The sequence below is a fragment of the Streptomyces sp. NPDC047525 genome (assembly GCF_040643025.1).
In the GTDB taxonomy this organism is placed as follows: domain Bacteria; phylum Actinomycetota; class Actinomycetes; order Streptomycetales; family Streptomycetaceae; genus Streptomyces; species Streptomyces durmitorensis.
The window spans coordinates 99,271-114,898 of the sequence record NZ_JBEYTL010000017.1 but is presented as its reverse complement, the minus strand read 5'-3'; the positions used below and the strand labels follow the sequence as shown (position 1 = coordinate 114,898).

The following is a 15,628-nucleotide window of genomic DNA, read 5'->3' as shown; positions in this document are numbered from 1 at the left end:
ACGTCATGGCACCGAACGAGTACATCTACACGACGGGCCGTAACGGAAAGCCGGACCCGGAGAAGTCGGCGAAGCTCGAGGATCTTTTCGCGGCCGCCCGTGACGGGAAGTCCATCGTCATCCATCTCCACGGTGGCCTGGTCAACGAGCGCAGCGGTACCGAGACGGCGCTCCGGCTCACCGACGGCTACCTCGCGGCGCAAGCCCGGCCCGTGTTCGTCGTGTGGCAGAGCGGACTCCTCGAAACCCTGAAGCACAACCTCGACGAGATCGTGGGCGAGGACATCTTCCAGCGGCTCCTCAAGCGGGTCACCCAGTTCACCGTGGGCAAGTTCCGCCAGGGGCCCGGCGAGCGCGCCGCCGGGGCCGTGCCGCTGCCCAAGGACCGCGAGGTGGACATCGAACTCGCCACGCGCACAGCGGGCGGGGAACCGTACGCCGCAGAGGCGGCGCCGACCGATCTTGCCGGGGTGAGCCCCGCCGAGGAGCAGCAACTGCAGGCCTCCCTCGAGGAGGACCCGGTCCTGATCGCCGATCTGACCGCGATCCTGGCGGCCGGGCATCCCGAGCGGGAGGTCAAGGACGAGGGTGCGCGGGGGGCCACCGTACGCAGGGTGGCATCGAGCGCCAGCCTCATGGATCCCGACGTCCTCCACCCCATCGACGAGCAGGGACGGGCGGAGGGCGAACGCGGCATCCTCACCACGATCGGCCTCGCGGTGAAGGCCGTACACGTCCTCAAACGTGTCATCGACCGCTTCCGTGCCGACAACGACCACGGGGTCTACTGCACCGTCGTCGAGGAGTTGCTGCGGGAGTTCTACCTCGCCAACGCCGGCGGCGCGGTCTGGGCCGCGATGAAGAAGGAGACCCAGGACACCTTCGCCCCTGACGCGGACCGCTTCGGCCGCACCCTCCTGGACGGACTGAGCGAGGCGCTCGCCACCGGTGCCCGCCCCCGGATCACCCTTGTCGGACACAGTACTGGCGCCGTCTACATCAACCATCTGCTCGGGGAGGTGGCCCGCGGCCGTGCACAGGGTGACCGGGCCTGGCCGCGGGACGCCCGCTTCCAGGTGGTGTTCCTGGCACCGGCCTGTACGTACGAGAACTTCGCGGCCGTGCTCGACAAGGACGAGGACCTGATCTCGGACCTGCGGATGTTCACCATGGACCGGGCCACCGAGGAGAAGGACCGCCTGGTCGGTCCCCTCTACCCGCGGTCCCTGCTGCACCTCATCTCCGGTGCCCTGGAACGGGATCCGCAGGGCGCCTCCGCCTGGACACCGGTGGTCGGGATGGCCCGCTACCGCGAACCCGCCTACGCGGACGGGGAGTTCAAGGACGTACCGGGCCTGGCGGCCGGGCGGGAATTCCTGACGGACTCCCGAGTGGTCCTCTCCCCCACCGCCGATGGCGCTTCCCCCGGCAGGGCCTCCGGGGCCACCAGCCACACCACCTTCGACGAGGACCCCCAGGTGCTCGACAGCATCGCTGCGATCCTGAGGGGCACCCCGTGAACCAGGACCACTACGCGGTGGTCGCCGGGATCACCCGATATCCGGGAGTCTCCGACCTTGAGTCGCCGGTGATGGACGCGCGGATGTTCCGCAACTGGCTGGTCGACCCGCTCGGCGGTCAACTCCCCAAGGAACACGTCAAGACGATCACTACGACACCCACCGGAACCACGGTCACCGACCCCTACCTCGCACGCCCGATCAAGCGCCAGATCGACCGCGCGCTCGAACTGATCCACACCGAAGTGAACGAGGCCGTGGCCGGGGACCCGCACCGCTGGGAGAACACCCGGCTGTACCTCTACGTGTCCGGCCACGGCATCATGCCTGGGCGGGGCGACGCGGCCCTGCTCCTCGCGGACGCCCGGCTCGGCCGGTACGAGAACCTCGAACTGCGGTCCTACGTCGACTGGTACCGCAGCTGCGCGGTCTTCCACGAGGTGGTGGTGTTCGCCGACTGCTGCCGTACCTACTTCCGGCAGGTGGAGCCGTCCACGGTGGGCTTCGACCTGTGTTCCCGACCGGGGGAACGGGTCCGCACCCTGGTGGGGTACGCGGCCGGGCCGGACGATCCGGCGTACGAGGAGCGGGAGTTGTCCATCGCGCCCGACGAGCGGCGGGGCTACTTCACCCGGGCCCTCGTGGACGGCCTGCGCAGTGCGCGCAAGGACCCCGCCCTCGACGCCGTCACCTCCGTCACCCTCGCCGAGTACGTCGCGATCGCGGTGCTGGACGCCACCCGGGAAAGGCCGGTGCCACAGCGGGCGGAGATGCCATCGGATCCCGGACACCCCATCGTCTTCAGCGGTGCCGGGGGCCAGGAGACCCGCATGGTGACGATTCACTTCCCCGCCGGCTGGACCGAGCCGGTGGATCTCCTCCAAGGCACCGTGCGGACCACCTACGATCCGGCGGCCGGCCCCTGGGTCCTCTCCCTGCCACCGGGCGCGTACGCCGTCGTGCGCTCCGGCACATTCGATGGGAAGCCCTTCGCCAAAGAAGGCATGTTCATGGCGGCCATGGGAGGCGGCAGTGTCATCCGACTCTGAGCCGGCCAGGCTCGAGCTGTCCAGCTGGCCCTCGAACACGCTGCTCAGCGTGTTCGACAGCACGCTCCGGCAGATCGCCTCCAAGGAGGGCAAGCTGAGCATGGCGCTGGCGCCCGGCGTCTACCGGATCCAGGCCAGGGTGGGCAGCGCCGAGAAGACAGAACTGGTCATGCTGACGCCCGGCGCGAGGAAACGCCGGCGCCTGACGGTGGAGTTCGCCGCCGGCGCCCCGGCACACGGCACCCCGACTGCGAACGAGACTCACGGCGAACTGGCCCGCCGCCTCAGCTCCGAGGTCGCGGCCGGGGCCGGCCCGGAATCGGGCGCGGTGCTGATCCTGCGCACCCTGCGCGACACCCCCGAGGCTCCGCCGCGTGGAGACCTTGCCGTGCTGCTCGACTCGCGGCTGCGCCCGGTGTCCCGGTGGAGTTCGGACTGGATTCCCGATCCCCACCACACCGCGATCGGGCGGTGCGGGCGTCTGGAGCCGGGGCCCTATGTCCTGCGCACCGGCCACAGCGCGTATCCGGGGTCGGCCGCGGGCTCCACGGACGGCCGTACGGAGGCCGCCCCGGAAGCCGCTGCGGCGGGAAGCCGGACGGAGTGGACCGACCAGACGGTCTGGCTGTGCGCCGGATGGCAGACGCTCGTGTTCCTCCCCAACACCCCCAGCGGCCCGGACTCCAGGGGCGCTTCGGTCCACATGGTCCCCCTGAGAACGGCATGGGATCCCGGAGACCTCACAGCGCTGATGGTCGAGGCCTCGCTGGCCGGACTGCGGGACGGAGTGCTGCCCGGCGCGGACGCGATCGAGAAGCTCGCCAAAGAGAAGACGGCCAACCCCATGCTGGCGATCCTCGCCCTGCACCGGGAACGGGACCTCTGGAAGCCGTCGGAGGCCTATGCGAGCGTGGTCCATGGGCTGCTGGTCCGGCTGTGGCCGGCGCATCCGGACGTCTTGGCCGCCTGGGCCCGGCTGAACCCGACGACGGTGCCGTGGCCGCCCATGCTCCGCTCCGCCTACCGGCACTGCCTGCTGCCCGCCGACGCCGAAGACGGCCGGGTGCTGCCTGCGGGCAGCCCGGCGGAGCGGGTGGCTGCGGCCCTGCGCCCTTCCCGGTCGTGGCTCCAATGGGCCTCGACCCAGGACCTGTTGACGGGCCACTACGCCAAGCAGGCGATTCCGTGGGAGACGCGGGGTCCAGGGGCGTACCAGTTTGGCGAACGGGACGGCTGGGCGGCGGAGGGGAAGGAGGTGCGTGCCCCGGAGACAGCCGTGGACCGGGTGGCCAAGGCCGTGACGGAGATCGCCGCCCTGCGGGAGACGGGGGACCAACAGGTCGTGAATCGGCTGGGCAGCCGGAAGCTCGCCCGCCGCTTCGAGCTTCCGGAGACCCTGGTGGTCGCCGCGCTGCGGGACCTCGGTCTGGACGACCGGACGGTGTGAACCGGGCCGAAGCAGTGAACGCGCCCGAAGCAAGGGCCTACAGCCCCGCGATCGCGTTCCACCGCTTCGCGAACTCCGTCCGCTCCTCCGACGTGATGTCCCGAGCGATCGCGAGCCGCTTGCGCATGGCGTCGTCCGGGAAGATCAGCGGGTCCTCCGCCAGCGCGGCCAGCTCCTTGTCCTTGGACGAGGCGAGGATGTCGCGCGCGGCCGGTACGGGGCAGACGTAGTTGACCCAGGCGGCCAGTTCCGCGGCCACCTCCGGCTCGTAGTAGTAGTCGATGAGCGCTTCCGCGTTCCGCTTGTGGCGGGCCAGGTTGGGAATCATCAGGGATTCCGCCCACAGTTCGGCGCCCTCCTCGGGGACGACGAACTCGATGTCCGGGTCGTCCGCCTGGAGCTGGATCACGTCGCCGCTGTAGGCCTGGCAGGCCAGGACGTCGCCGCTCGACAGGTCCTTGATGTAGTCGTTGCCGGTGAAGCGGCGGATGTGTTTCGAGGCCACCAGCTTCTCCACCCGGTCGCACACCGCGTGGAAGTCGTCGGCCTTCCACTTCGTGATGTCGACCCCGTCGCCCTGCATGAGCAGCGCGAACGACTCGTCGAGTCCGGAGAGCAGCGTGACCCGGCCCTTGAGGTCGTCGTCCCACAGGTCCGAGACGTGCTTGATCTCCCGGCCCAGCTTGCGCTTGTTGTACGCGATGCCGGTGATCCCGGACTGCCAGGGCACCGTGTTCTTGCGGCCGGGGTCGAAGCTGGGCGAACGCAGCAGCGGGTCAAGGTACTTGGTGACGTTCGGCTGCCTGCCGCGGTCCATCTCCTGGACCCAGCCGAGCCGCACGAAGCGGGCGCACATCCAGTCGCTGATGACGATGAGGTCGCGGCCGGTCTCCTGGTGGTTCATCAGGGACGGGCTGATCTTGCCGAAGAACTCGTCGTTGTCGTTGATCTCCTCCGTGTAGCGGACGTCGATGCCCGTCCGCTTCTCGAAGGCGTCGAGCGAGGGCCGCTTCGTCGAGTCGTCGTCATCGGTGTCGATGTACAGCGGCCAGTTCGCGAAGGTCAGCGTCTTGTCCTGCCGGGAACGGTCCCCGGCCGCGCGCTCGCCGGGTCCGATGTACGCCGCGGGCACGCCGCAGCCCGCGAGGGCGCTGACGGCCGCCCCGCCGCCGATGGCACGCAGCAGGGACCGACGGGAGACTGAGGAGGCTCTGGGGTTCGCTCGCACCCCGGCAGCATGCGCCTGCGTGTCACGTACAGGCAATGGACGCTGCGTCGAGCCGAGCGGTCGGGAAGCGACACCCTGTCGATCACCCCCGCCCGTCGCCCTCCGCCCATCGCCCTCCGCCCCTCGCGCTCCCGCCGGTCACGCGGGCTCCAGCCACCCCGCCAGGTCCCCCGCCGTGATCCGCACCGCCGCGGCCGCGTCCACCGGCCCCGGGTAGAGCCGGTACACCGTGCCGGACGCGATGCCCTCCGCCCCCTCCAACTCCCCGTGCAGGAGCGCCAGTAGCGCACGGCGTCCGGCAAGCTCCGGAGCAGGGTCCGCGCGCAGCTCGTCGGGCTCCCAGCCGTCGCGCACGCGCAGCGCGAAGTCGGCGCGCGGCTCGTCCTGCGCACGGCGGTACCCCCACAGGACGTGGCCCTTGCCCCGCACGTACACGGTGCCGTCCGTGCGGGCCGCCGCCGTCCAGCAGGCGAGGTCCCACAGGGTGGCCCGGCCGCCCGGCAGGAAGGTGTCGAGCAGGTCGTTGCCCATGCGGCCGAGCTGCTTGCGGTACCGCCACACGTCGTGGTTGCCGTCGCCCGTGGCGAGAGTGACGTCGGTCCACCAGGCGCGCCGCGACCGCAGGTCGACGATCATCGGCACGCGCAGCGCCGCGTCGCCCGCGAGGTCGAAGCGCTGGCGCACGGTCCGCGGGTCGTAGACCGCGCGCCCCGTGCCCTCCACCGCCATGAACCCCGCGAAGGCGTCCGGGAGTTCGTCGAAGGGGACGTCGTTGTACGAGAGGACCGCGGGCACGACGAAGCGCACCCCCACATGGGCGAGCCGCGGCAGGTCCAGGTCCAGGTACTCGGTGGCGCCGTGCGGGGCGGGCGCCGATGTCAGGTCGCCGGAGTGCCGGGCGGCGCCGCCCGCGTACGTCAGCTGCGTGTAGTCGCACAGGCCGATGAAGCGCCACAGGTCGTCGTAGAGCGCGACGGACAGGTCGAGGTCGACCCGCACGCCCTTGGGCTGCCGCCAGTGCAGGAAGAGCCGCACGGTCTCGCTGTCCGTGGGCATGGGCAGCGAGCTGCCGCGCGGCACCGCGACCAGCGAGGCCGCCGAGGCTCGCTCGGCGAACGGCACCGGAAGGTCGGCGAGCGAGGCGTCCAGGACGGCCACCTCGTACTTCTGGCTCTCCGAGCCCTCCGAGCCCGCGGCGAGCCGCCGCACCGCCTCCGCCTCGATCAGCTCCCCGGCCCGCACCGCCACCCGGGACGGCAGCGGCGGCCGGTGGTCCTCGATCGCGTACGCCCGGGTGACGCGCCCGCGCGGGAAGAAGACGCGGCGGTGCCCCGGCACGGAACGGACCTTCATGCGGCCGTACGCGCCAAGGAGCGGCCCGGGTCCGGAGCGGGGCAGGGCATCCGCGAGCGCCTCGCCCACCGCGTCCGGCAGGGTCTCGGAGCCCGACCGGGCCAGCAACAGGTCCAGGCGGCGCAGGAGTTCACCGGGGCGCTCGCGCAGCAGCCCGGCGGCGGCCGTGGTGTCCCAGCGGCCGATGGCCTCCTCGACGCGCCCCTGCCAGGTGACGATCCGCAGCCGGTCGCCCTCGATGCGGATGTCCTCGTGCCGGGCGGCCTCGGCGAGCAGCACCTCACCGAGCGCGGAGTCCCCGACGCGGGTCCCGCGCAGGACGGCGAAGGCGAGCGCCACACGCGCGTGGCGGTGCGCCTGCTCGAAGGGGTGCAGGATTTCGCCGACCCGCTTCCAGGCGCGCGGGTTGCGGGCCATGTCCTCGGTGAGGCGCAGGAGGTCGAACCCGTCGAGCAGGGCGAGGAGTTCACGGCGTACGGGACGCGGGAGCCCGCGCAGGCGGGGCAGTTCGAGCAGGTCGGGGTCGCCTCCAGACCGTACGACGAGGATCCGCAGCACGTCGGTGGCGGTGTCCGCGTACCTCCCCACGAGCGCGCGCACGTCCGGCACGTCGAGCAGCGGCGCGAGGGCGAGCGCCTTGCTCTCGCGCAGGGGTATGTCCGCCGGGAGCCAGTCCGCCGCGTCGGCCGGGTCCAGGTGCCCGAGCAGCAGGACCAGGTCGTCGTGGTCCTGCGGGCTCAGGGGCGTGCGGCGGGCGAGCAGGGCGGTGAGCTCGGCGGCGGCGTCGCCCGGCGCTGCCAGGCACAGCGCGCGCAGGATCTCGCCGCCGTCACCGCCGAGTCCGGCGCCGGAGTCGATCCAGGGGTCGGTGGGCCCGTCCGTCTCGTAGCGGTTCTCGCAGACCGGGCAGGCGTACCAGACGCAGCAGTCCTCGCAGCAGCCCCAGTCCTCCTCCTTGCGGTGGCAGTCGTCGCACAGCAGGTGCGCGCAGGGCGCGAGCGCGCGGACGCGGGACGTGGTGCCGGCGCAGTTCATGCAGGGCTGGTGCGGCTGGGCGGCGAGGTGCGCGACGACGAGGGAGGTGTAGCGGTCGTACGCGTGCTGGTACGGGATGTCGTCGGGGAAGCGCTGGAACAGCGGGGCGTGGTGACGGTCGGAGCCCATCAGCGCGTCGACGTCGGCGATCAGCTCGCGGCCGGTCTCGGCGAGGTCGGCGACGGAGAGCGCGGCCAGCGCGCGGCGCAGAGGAGCGGTCAACAGGTGCCCGCGGTCGGCGAGTTCGGCTTCGAGGACGACCACGGCGGCATCGGTCACGGCGGACCGTCCGGCGCCGGAGGGGACGTACACGCTCTGGCGGCGGCGCAGCAGCAGCCCGGCGAGATCGTCGGCCGTCGTCATCATCAGGTCCCACCCCCGTAGGTACAGAAAGGCGGGGGCGGAGAGTGGGTGCGCTACGGATCTTTTACAGAGATGAGGAAGAAGGAAGCACACCACGGAGCCGCCCCCGCGTTCCTGACGGTACGCGGGGGCGGCGGGGCCGGGCATCCCAATTAGCCGAGGGCCAAGTGGACTCAGCCTTCGATCGACGTCATGACGTGCTTGATGCGCGTGTAGTCGTCGAACCCGTAAGCCGAGAGGTCCTTGCCGTAGCCGGACTTCTTGAAGCCGCCGTGCGGCATCTCCGCGACCAGCGGGATGTGCGTGTTGATCCAGACGCAGCCGAAGTCGAGGACCTTGGCCATGCGCATCGCACGCGCGTGGTTCTGCGTCCAGACCGAGGAGGCCAGGGCGTAGTCCACGCCGTTGGCGTACGACACGGCCTGCGCCTCGTCCGTGAAGGACTGGACGGTGATGACCGGTCCGAAGACCTCGTTCTGGATGATCTCGTCGTCCTGCTTGAGGCCGGAGACGACGGTCGGGGCGTAGAAGAAGCCCTTCTCGCCGACCCGCTGACCGCCCGCCTCGACCTTGGCGTGCGCCGGAAGGCGGTCGATGAAGCCGGAGACCTGCTTCAGCTGGTTGGCGTTGTTGAGCGGGCCGAAGAGCACGTCCTCGTCGTCCGGCTGGCCGGTCTTCGTGTCGGCCGCGGCCTTGGCGAGCGCGGTCACGAACTCGTCGTGGATGGACTCGTGGACGAGCACGCGCGTGGCGGCCGTACAGTCCTGGCCCGCGTTGAAGAAGCCCGCCACCGAGATGTCCTCGACGGCCTTGGCGATGTCGGCGTCCTCGAAGACGACGACCGGCGCCTTGCCGCCCAGCTCCAGGTGGACCCGCTTGAGGTCCTTGGACGCGGACTCGGCGACCTGCATGCCGGCGCGCACCGAGCCGGTGATGGAGGCCATCGCCGGGGTGTGGTGCTCGACCATCGCGCGGCCGGTGTCACGGTCGCCGCAGACGACGTTGAAAACGCCCTTGGGGACGATCGAGCCGATGATCTCGGCCATCAGGACGGTCGACGCGGGGGTCGTGTCCGAGGGCTTGAGGACGACGGTGTTGCCCGCGGCGAGCGCCGGGGCGAACTTCCAGACACCCATCATCATCGGGTAGTTCCACGGTGCGACCTGCGCGCAGACGCCGATCGGCTCGCGGCGGATGATGGAGGTCAGACCCTCCATGTACTCGCCGGCCGCGCGGCCTTCGAGCATCCGGGCCGCGCCCGCGAAGAAGCGGATCTGGTCGACCATGGGCGGGATTTCCTCGGACCGCGTGAGTCCGGTGGGCTTGCCCGTGTTCTCGACCTCGGCCGCGATGAGCTCCTCGGCGCGCTCCTCGAAGGCGTCGGCGATCTTCAGCAGGGCCTTCTGGCGCTCGGCGGGCGTCAGGTCGCGCCAGGCGGGGAACGCGGCGGCGGCCGCCTCCATGGCGGCGTCGACGTCGGCCTGCCCCGACAGGGGCGCGGTGGCGTAGGACTCGCCGTTGGCGGGGTTGACCACCTCGGTGGTCCGCCCGTCGGCGGCGTCCCGGAATTCTCCGTCGATGTAGTTACGCAGACGGCGCAGCTCGGTGGTCACTTCCGGCCCTCCAGTCAGATGTCCAGTGGATGAGACACCCACCCTAGTCGGTGTACCGACGCTTTCAACATACCCGGGGGCCCATAGCTGCGAAATCCGTGACGATCGAAGCTCCAGACAACGAATTTCATCGATCTGACCTTGCGGAACTGTCGAGTCCTGTGCACCATGGGGTCGTGGCCAGTCGCAGCGCAGATTCCAGCAGTTCCCGACAAGGGAACGGTTCTTCGTCCATCGACGCCGTCTCCCTGGCGATCATCGAACAGCTTCAGGAGGACGGACGCCGTCCGTACGCCGCCATCGGCAAGGCCGTGGGCCTTTCCGAAGCGGCCGTGCGCCAACGCGTCCAGAAGCTGCTCGACCAGGGCGTGATGCAGATCGTCGCCGTCACGGACCCGCTCACCGTGGGTTTCCGGCGCCAGGCGATGGTCGGCATCAATGTCGAGGGCGATCTGGATCCCGTCGCGGAGGCGCTGACGGCCATGGCCGAGTGTGAGTACGTGGTGATGACCGCGGGCTCCTTCGACCTGATGGTGGAGGTCGTCTGCGAGGACGACGACCACCTTCTCGAAGTGATCAACAAGCGCATCCGCGCCCTCCCCGGCGTGCGCTCCACCGAGAGTTTCGTCTATCTGAAGCTCAAGAAGCAGACCTATATGTGGGGAACCCGATAGCCGTGAGCAAGGACCTCAGCCAAACCGCGTACGACCACCTGTGGATGCACTTCACCCGCATGTCGGACTACGAGAACGCACCCGTGCCCACCATCGTGCGTGGCGAAGGCACCTACATCTACGACGACAAGGGCAAGAAGTACCTCGACGGCCTCTCCGGCCTGTTCGTGGTCAACGCCGGCCACGGTCGTCACGAGCTCGCCGAGACGGCGTACAAGCAGGCGCAGGAACTGGCCTTCTTCCCCATCTGGAGCTACGCGCACCCCCAGGCCGTCAAGCTCGCCGAGCGCCTCGCGAACCACGCGCCGGGCGACCTGAACAAGGTCTTCTTCACCACCGGTGGCGGCGAGGCCGTCGAGACCGCGTGGAAGCTGGCGAAGCAGTACCACAAGCTCACCGGCAACCACCAGAAGTACAAGGTCATCTCGCGCGCGGTCGCCTACCACGGCACCCCGCAGGGCGCCCTGTCCATCACCGGCCTGCCCGCGCTCAAGGCCCCCTTCGAGCCGCTCGTCCCGGGCGCGCACAAGGTGCCGAACACGAACATCTACCGCGCCCCGATCCACGGCGACGACCCGGTGGCCTTCGGCCGCTGGGCCGCCGACCAGATCGAGCAGGAGATCCTCTTCGAGGGCCCCGAGACCGTCGCGGCCGTGTTCCTGGAGCCGGTACAGAACGCGGGCGGCTGCTTCCCGCCGCCGCCCGGGTACTTCCAGCGGGTCCGCGAGATCTGCGACAAGTACGACGTGCTGCTCGTCTCGGACGAGGTCATCTGCGCCTTCGGCCGCCTCGGCACGATGTTCGCCTGCGACAAGTTCGACTACGTCCCGGACATGATCACCTGCGCCAAGGGCATGACGTCGGGCTACTCCCCGATCGGCGCCTGCATCATCTCGGACAAGCTCGCCGAGCCGTTCTACAAGGGTGACAACACCTTCCTGCACGGCTACACCTTCGGTGGCCACCCGGTCTCGGCCGCGGTCGGCAACGCCAACCTCGACATCTTCGAGAAGGAGGGTCTCAACCAGCACGTCCTCGACAACGAGGACGCGTTCTACCAGACCCTGCGCAAGCTGCACGACCTGCCGATCGTCGGCGACGTCCGCGGCAACGGCTTCTTCTACGGCATCGAGCTCGTGAAGGACAAGGCCACCAAGGAGACGTTCAACGACGAGGAGACCGAGCGCGTCCTGTACGGCTTCCTCTCCAAGGCGCTCTTCGAGAACGGCCTGTACTGCCGCGCCGACGACCGTGGCGACCCGGTCGTCCAGCTCGCCCCGCCGCTGATCTCCACCCAGGAGACCTTCGACGAGATCGAGGGCGTGCTGCGTCACGTGCTCACGGAGGCGTGGACGAAGCTCTGATCCATGGGATCCCCGGGACCTCCAGGACCTCCGGGATCCATAGTGTGATCGAGTGATCAACACCGGCCCCGGGGGCGCCCGTTCGAGTGAGAACGGGTGCCCCCGGGCCGCGTCGTTTCCAGGCATCGCGGCCTGGATCCCTAGCGTGCCCAGTGACCGATCGGCCCCGCCTTCGTTCCCCCGTACGGGGGAGGCAAACTGATCTGAACCGAGGTGTACGTGATGGTGGCTCCGCCGGACAACGACGTGCTGTGGGCACGCGCCCTGCACGTCACACACAACGGCTCGCCCGCACTCACCGGCGTATCGCTGGGTGTGCGCGAGGGCGAGATCCTCGCCGTCACCGGCCCGCGCGGCAGCGGCAAAACGACTCTCCTGCGCTGTCTCTCCGGCCAGCTCCTGCCCGAGCAGGGCGAGGTCTGGTTCAACAGCACGCCGGTGCACACGATGGGGCCCGTGGTCCGCGAGCGCCTGCGCCGCGACCGCTTCGGCTGGATCGACCCGGAGCCGCACCTCGTGCCCGAGCTCACGGCCTGGGAGAACGTCGCGCTGCCGATGATGCTGCGCGACGCTTCGCACCGCGTCTCCAAGACCACGGCCCAGGAGTGGCTCGAGCGCCTCGACATCGGCGACTGCGCCCGCAAGCGGCCGCACGCGCTGCTGCAGGCCCAGCGCCAGCGCATCGCCATCGCCCGCGCGCTGGTCACGATGCCGTCCGTGATCTTCGCCGACGAGCCGACCGCGCCGCTGCACCGCGCCGACCGCGCCCACGTCCTTCGTACGCTGACGACCGCGGCCCGCTCGCACGGCATCACGGTCGTCCTGGCCACGCACGACGCCGAGGTCGCCGCCCTCGCCGACCGGACGGTCACGCTGCTCGACGGGAGGCGCGTGAACACGGTGCATCTGCCGGGCTCGGACGAGCCGACGGCACCGGTGGCCGGTGCCGCAGGGGCCGCAGAGGCCGCGGGGGCCGCGGGGGAAACCGCCGCCTCCGCTGGCGACTCCGACGAGGCGGAAGGCCGGGCCGCGTGCTCGCTCTCCGTCTAGCCCGCGGGGCCCACCCCCTGGTCCAGCTGCGCAGGCTGCTTGTCGCCGCCGCTTCGGCCGGCACCGGCTTCCTGCTGCTGTGCACGCTGGGGTACGCGATGGGACACCCGGACGCGTCGGGCGCGGCCCTGCTGCGGCTCGCCTGGTGCGTCGCGCCGATCGCCGCCACCGTCTACTTCGCCGTCACCGTCGCGCGCACCGACCCGGCGACCCGTCCGCGCTCCGGGCTCTCCGCCGTGGGGCTCGGCCCGGCCAAGCTCACCGTGCTCGCCGCGATCTCCACGGCCGTGGCGTGCACGCTCGGCTCGATGGTGGCGCTCCTGTTCTTCCTGCACCTGCGCGGCGATCTGACGGGTCTGCCGTTCGACGGCGCCGCGGCCGAACTGCTCGCCGCCGACCAGCCGTTGCCCCTGGGCGCGGCCCTCACCCTGCTCGCCCTCGTCCCGCTGACCGCCTCCGCAGCCAGCGCGGCCGTACTGCGCCCCAGGACCACGAAGTCGAGCGACGAGCAGGACGAACCGCCCCGCCAGGACGGACCGGCCGCACCGGCCGCACCGCCGAGCGGGCTGCCCTGGGGCATCGCGCTCCTCGCGGCGGGCCTCGCCGTCGAGGCGTACGCGAGCCGCTCCCCCGGCGCCTCCGACCTCACGATGCCCGGCGGTCTGACCGGCAGCCCCGCCGGCGTGCTCGCCGGGTGGACGCTCACGGCGGTCGGCCTCGCCCTCGCGGGCCCCGGCCTCACATATCTGTGCGGACGGATCCTCCAGGCGGTCAGGCCCGGCGCGGTGCGGCTCCTGGCCGGGCGCGGGCTGCAGGAGGAGGCACGGCGGATCGGGCGGCCCCTCGGGGTGCTCTGCGCGGTGGGCTCCGGGGCGTACGCGGCGCTCACGCTCTACTCCGGCGCGCGGCCCGAGGTCGGCCCGCTGACCACGCTCGGCTCGCTGCTCGTCGCGGGCTGCGCGGTCCTCACCCTGGCCACGGCCGCGATCGACGCCAAGCACGCGCGCTCGGACACGACGTCCGCGCTGCTCCAGCTCGGGGCGCCCGCCTCGATGCTGCGCGGCACCGCGGCGCTGCGGGCGGGCGCGCTCGTGGCCGTGCTCGGGCCGCTGACCTGGGTGGTCGCGGAGCTGGCCGCGATGCCGCTCGCGGCGTGAGCGGCCACGCCGACTGCGCGGGAAGAGACCGGGAAGAAATTTCGAGAAATTCCGCGACGGGCGATGAGTTCTGCGTCGAACGTACGTCTACCCCTCCGTAAGACACGGACCGCACGCGCCACGCAGAACTCACCGCAACGGGAGACACCTCATGTACCAGCAGATGATCTTCGTGAACCTCGCCGTGAACGACGTCGACAGCTCGAGGAAGTTCTTCACGGAGCTCGGCTACACGATCAACCCGCAGTTCTCGACGGACGACTGCGCCTGCGTCGTGATCAGCGACACGATCGTCGCGATGCTGCTGAGCAAGCCGCGCTACCGCGACTTCACGAAGAAGGAGATCGCGGACTCGACGACGACCAGCGAGACGCTGCTCTGTCTGAGCGCCGAGAGCCGCGAGAAGGTCGACGAGCTGGTCGACAAGGCCCTTGCGGCCGGCGGCACGGCGGGCAAGACGCAGGACTACGGCATGATGTACGGCCGCGCGTTCGACGACCTGGACGGCCACACCTGGGAAATCATGTGGATGGACCCGTCCGAGGTCCAGGGCTGACGCCCGACGCCCGGCGCGGCCTGCTTAGCATGGGCGGATGCAGCCGACTCCCGAACCCGCATCCGCCCCCGGCCCCTCGCCCCGACTCCCGGGCGGCGACCGCGAGATCGAGTCGCTGGAGGAGTTCGACGAGATCGCCGCTCGCGGCTCGCTCGCCGGGTGCCGCGTCCAGGCCATAGACCTGACGGAGCGTACGTCCGCGTTGCGGGCCTGCGACGCCACGGGCGCGGTGTTCCTCGGCTGCCCGATGGAGCAGGACGCCGTGGACGCGATGCGCACCGCCGGGGCGCTGGTGTTCCCGCCCGTCCCCGGCCTGCCGTTCGACCCGTACCGCGGTCTCCTCTACACGCCGGACGAACTCTTCGCGGGACTCTCCGAGGACGGGTACGAGGCGACTCCTGACGCCCGCGCGTACGCCTGGTTCCAGGAGACCAAGGCCGACGGCGACGTCTTCTCCTCGATGCTCCGCGCGATCCACGACGACTCGGTCTCGGACGCCCTCGACGAACTGCTCGTCAGCGCGCGGGTGGTGGGCGTGATGGGCGGCCACGCGATGGCCCGCGGCACGGAGGCGTACGAGGGTGCCGCGAGGCTCGGCCGCTCGCTGGCCCGCGCCGGGTTCACGGTCGCCACGGGTGGCGGCCCCGGCGCGATGGAGGCGGCGAACCTGGGCGCGTACGCGTCCGTCTTCCGCGACGAGATGCTGGACGAGGTGCTCGAACTCCTCGCCAAAACCCCGTCCTTCACCCCTTCCATCACCGATTGGGCGCGGGCGGCCTTCGACGTCCGCGAGCGCTGGCCGTCGGGCGGCGCGTCGGTGGGCATCCCCACCTGGTTCTACGGCCACGAGCCGCCGAACGCCTTCGCCACCCACCTGGCCAAGTACTTCGCCAACGCCACCCGCGAGGACGGCCTCCTGGCCCGCTCGAACGCGGGCGTGATCTTCCTCCCCGGCGCGGCGGGCACGCTCCAGGAAATCTTCGACGCGGCAACCCCGAACTACTACGAGTCCCGCGGCGAACCGGCCCCCATGATCCTGGTGAACCAGGACCACTGGACGAACCGCCTCCCGGCATGGCCACTGCTGCGGGCGCTGGCGCGGGGCCGGTCGATGGAGTCGAGGATCGCCTTGGTGGACAGGGTGGAGGAGGCGCCGGACGTGCTGCGGGGTTTCAGCCCGTCCGGCGTTTGAGGACGAACTCGGCGAAGCCGGTGACGC

General features: G+C 70.8%; 12 protein-coding genes. 9 read left to right on the top strand and 3 right to left on the bottom strand.

All coding sequences use genetic code 11. The features are described 5' to 3' along the window. The first annotated feature begins 5 nt into the window (after positions 1–5). From ABZ833_RS36055 to ABZ833_RS36045, 3 genes are read left to right on the top strand one after another with little or no spacing between them, the layout of a single operon-like run. Positions 6–1,520, top strand: a complete 1,515-nt coding sequence (locus tag ABZ833_RS36055) for a hypothetical protein (RefSeq protein ID WP_361056017.1) — start codon at positions 6–8, stop codon at positions 1,518–1,520. Continuing rightward, the gene (locus tag ABZ833_RS36050) at positions 1,517–2,569 is read left to right on the top strand and encodes a caspase family protein (RefSeq protein WP_361056014.1); all 1,053 of its coding nucleotides are present in this window, start codon (positions 1,517–1,519) and stop codon (positions 2,567–2,569) included. Before ABZ833_RS36055 ends, ABZ833_RS36050 begins: the two co-directional genes overlap by 4 nt. Next, positions 2,553–4,016 (top strand): hypothetical protein, encoded by a 1,464-nt coding sequence (locus ABZ833_RS36045; protein ID WP_361056011.1) that lies wholly within the window; start codon positions 2,553–2,555, stop codon positions 4,014–4,016. The genes ABZ833_RS36050 and ABZ833_RS36045 overlap by 17 nt, the downstream gene beginning before the upstream one ends. Positions 4,017–4,053: 37 nt before the next feature. On the opposite strand, the gene ABZ833_RS36040 is transcribed toward ABZ833_RS36045, so the two are convergent. From ABZ833_RS36040 to ABZ833_RS36030, 3 genes are all read right to left on the bottom strand, one after another. Continuing rightward, positions 4,054–5,244: an extracellular solute-binding protein gene (locus ABZ833_RS36040; RefSeq protein ID WP_361056008.1), complete on the bottom strand. Its 1,191-nt coding sequence runs from the start codon at positions 5,242–5,244 to the stop codon at positions 4,054–4,056. A gap of 138 nt (positions 5,245–5,382) precedes the next feature. Then, positions 5,383–7,998 carry an MXAN_6230/SCO0854 family RING domain-containing protein gene (locus ABZ833_RS36035; protein ID WP_361056005.1) on the bottom strand — a complete coding sequence of 872 codons (2,616 nt, stop codon included), beginning with the start codon at positions 7,996–7,998 and terminating at the stop codon, positions 5,383–5,385. 170 nt (positions 7,999–8,168) lie between these two features. Then, positions 8,169–9,608 (bottom strand): gamma-aminobutyraldehyde dehydrogenase, encoded by a 1,440-nt coding sequence (locus ABZ833_RS36030; protein ID WP_361056002.1) that lies wholly within the window; start codon positions 9,606–9,608, stop codon positions 8,169–8,171. 161 nt (positions 9,609–9,769) lie between these two features. On the opposite strand from ABZ833_RS36030, the gene ABZ833_RS36025 reads away from it, so the two are divergent. From ABZ833_RS36025 to ABZ833_RS36000, 6 genes are all read left to right on the top strand, one after another. Beyond that, positions 9,770–10,282, top strand: coding sequence for an Lrp/AsnC family transcriptional regulator (locus ABZ833_RS36025; protein ID WP_249592806.1), 513 nt, complete (start codon positions 9,770–9,772; stop codon positions 10,280–10,282). After that, entirely contained in the window at positions 10,267–11,646 is a 1,380-nt protein-coding gene (locus tag ABZ833_RS36020) for an aspartate aminotransferase family protein (protein WP_361055999.1), read from the top strand. The genes ABZ833_RS36025 and ABZ833_RS36020 overlap by 16 nt, the downstream gene beginning before the upstream one ends. Before the next feature lie 222 nt (positions 11,647–11,868). Next, complete coding sequence (locus ABZ833_RS36015) at positions 11,869–12,696, top strand: ATP-binding cassette domain-containing protein (protein ID WP_361055996.1); 828 nt, start codon at positions 11,869–11,871, stop codon at positions 12,694–12,696. After that, positions 12,678–13,853, top strand: coding sequence for a hypothetical protein (locus ABZ833_RS36010; protein WP_361055993.1), 1,176 nt, complete (start codon positions 12,678–12,680; stop codon positions 13,851–13,853). The genes ABZ833_RS36015 and ABZ833_RS36010 overlap by 19 nt, the downstream gene beginning before the upstream one ends. A gap of 151 nt (positions 13,854–14,004) precedes the next feature. Continuing rightward, positions 14,005–14,409: a VOC family protein gene (locus ABZ833_RS36005; protein ID WP_361055991.1), complete on the top strand. Its 405-nt coding sequence runs from the start codon at positions 14,005–14,007 to the stop codon at positions 14,407–14,409. 37 nt (positions 14,410–14,446) lie between these two features. Further along, complete coding sequence (locus ABZ833_RS36000; RefSeq protein ID WP_361055988.1) at positions 14,447–15,601, top strand: LOG family protein; 1,155 nt, start codon at positions 14,447–14,449, stop codon at positions 15,599–15,601. Positions 15,602–15,628 lie beyond the last annotated feature (27 nt).

Bases quoted from the DNA above. Each gene is read 5' to 3' on its own strand.
- ABZ833_RS36055 (WP_361056017.1), top strand. From the start codon at position 6: ATGGCACCGAACGAGTACATCTACACGACGGGCCGTAACGGAAAGCCG.
- ABZ833_RS36035 (WP_361056005.1), bottom strand. From the start codon at position 7,998: ATGATGACGACGGCCGACGATCTCGCCGGGCTGCTGCTGCGCCGCCGC.
- ABZ833_RS36015 (WP_361055996.1), top strand. From the start codon at position 11,869: ATGGTGGCTCCGCCGGACAACGACGTGCTGTGGGCACGCGCCCTGCAC.
- ABZ833_RS36005 (WP_361055991.1), top strand. From the start codon at position 14,005: ATGTACCAGCAGATGATCTTCGTGAACCTCGCCGTGAACGACGTCGAC.
- ABZ833_RS36000 (WP_361055988.1), top strand. From the start codon at position 14,447: ATGCAGCCGACTCCCGAACCCGCATCCGCCCCCGGCCCCTCGCCCCGA.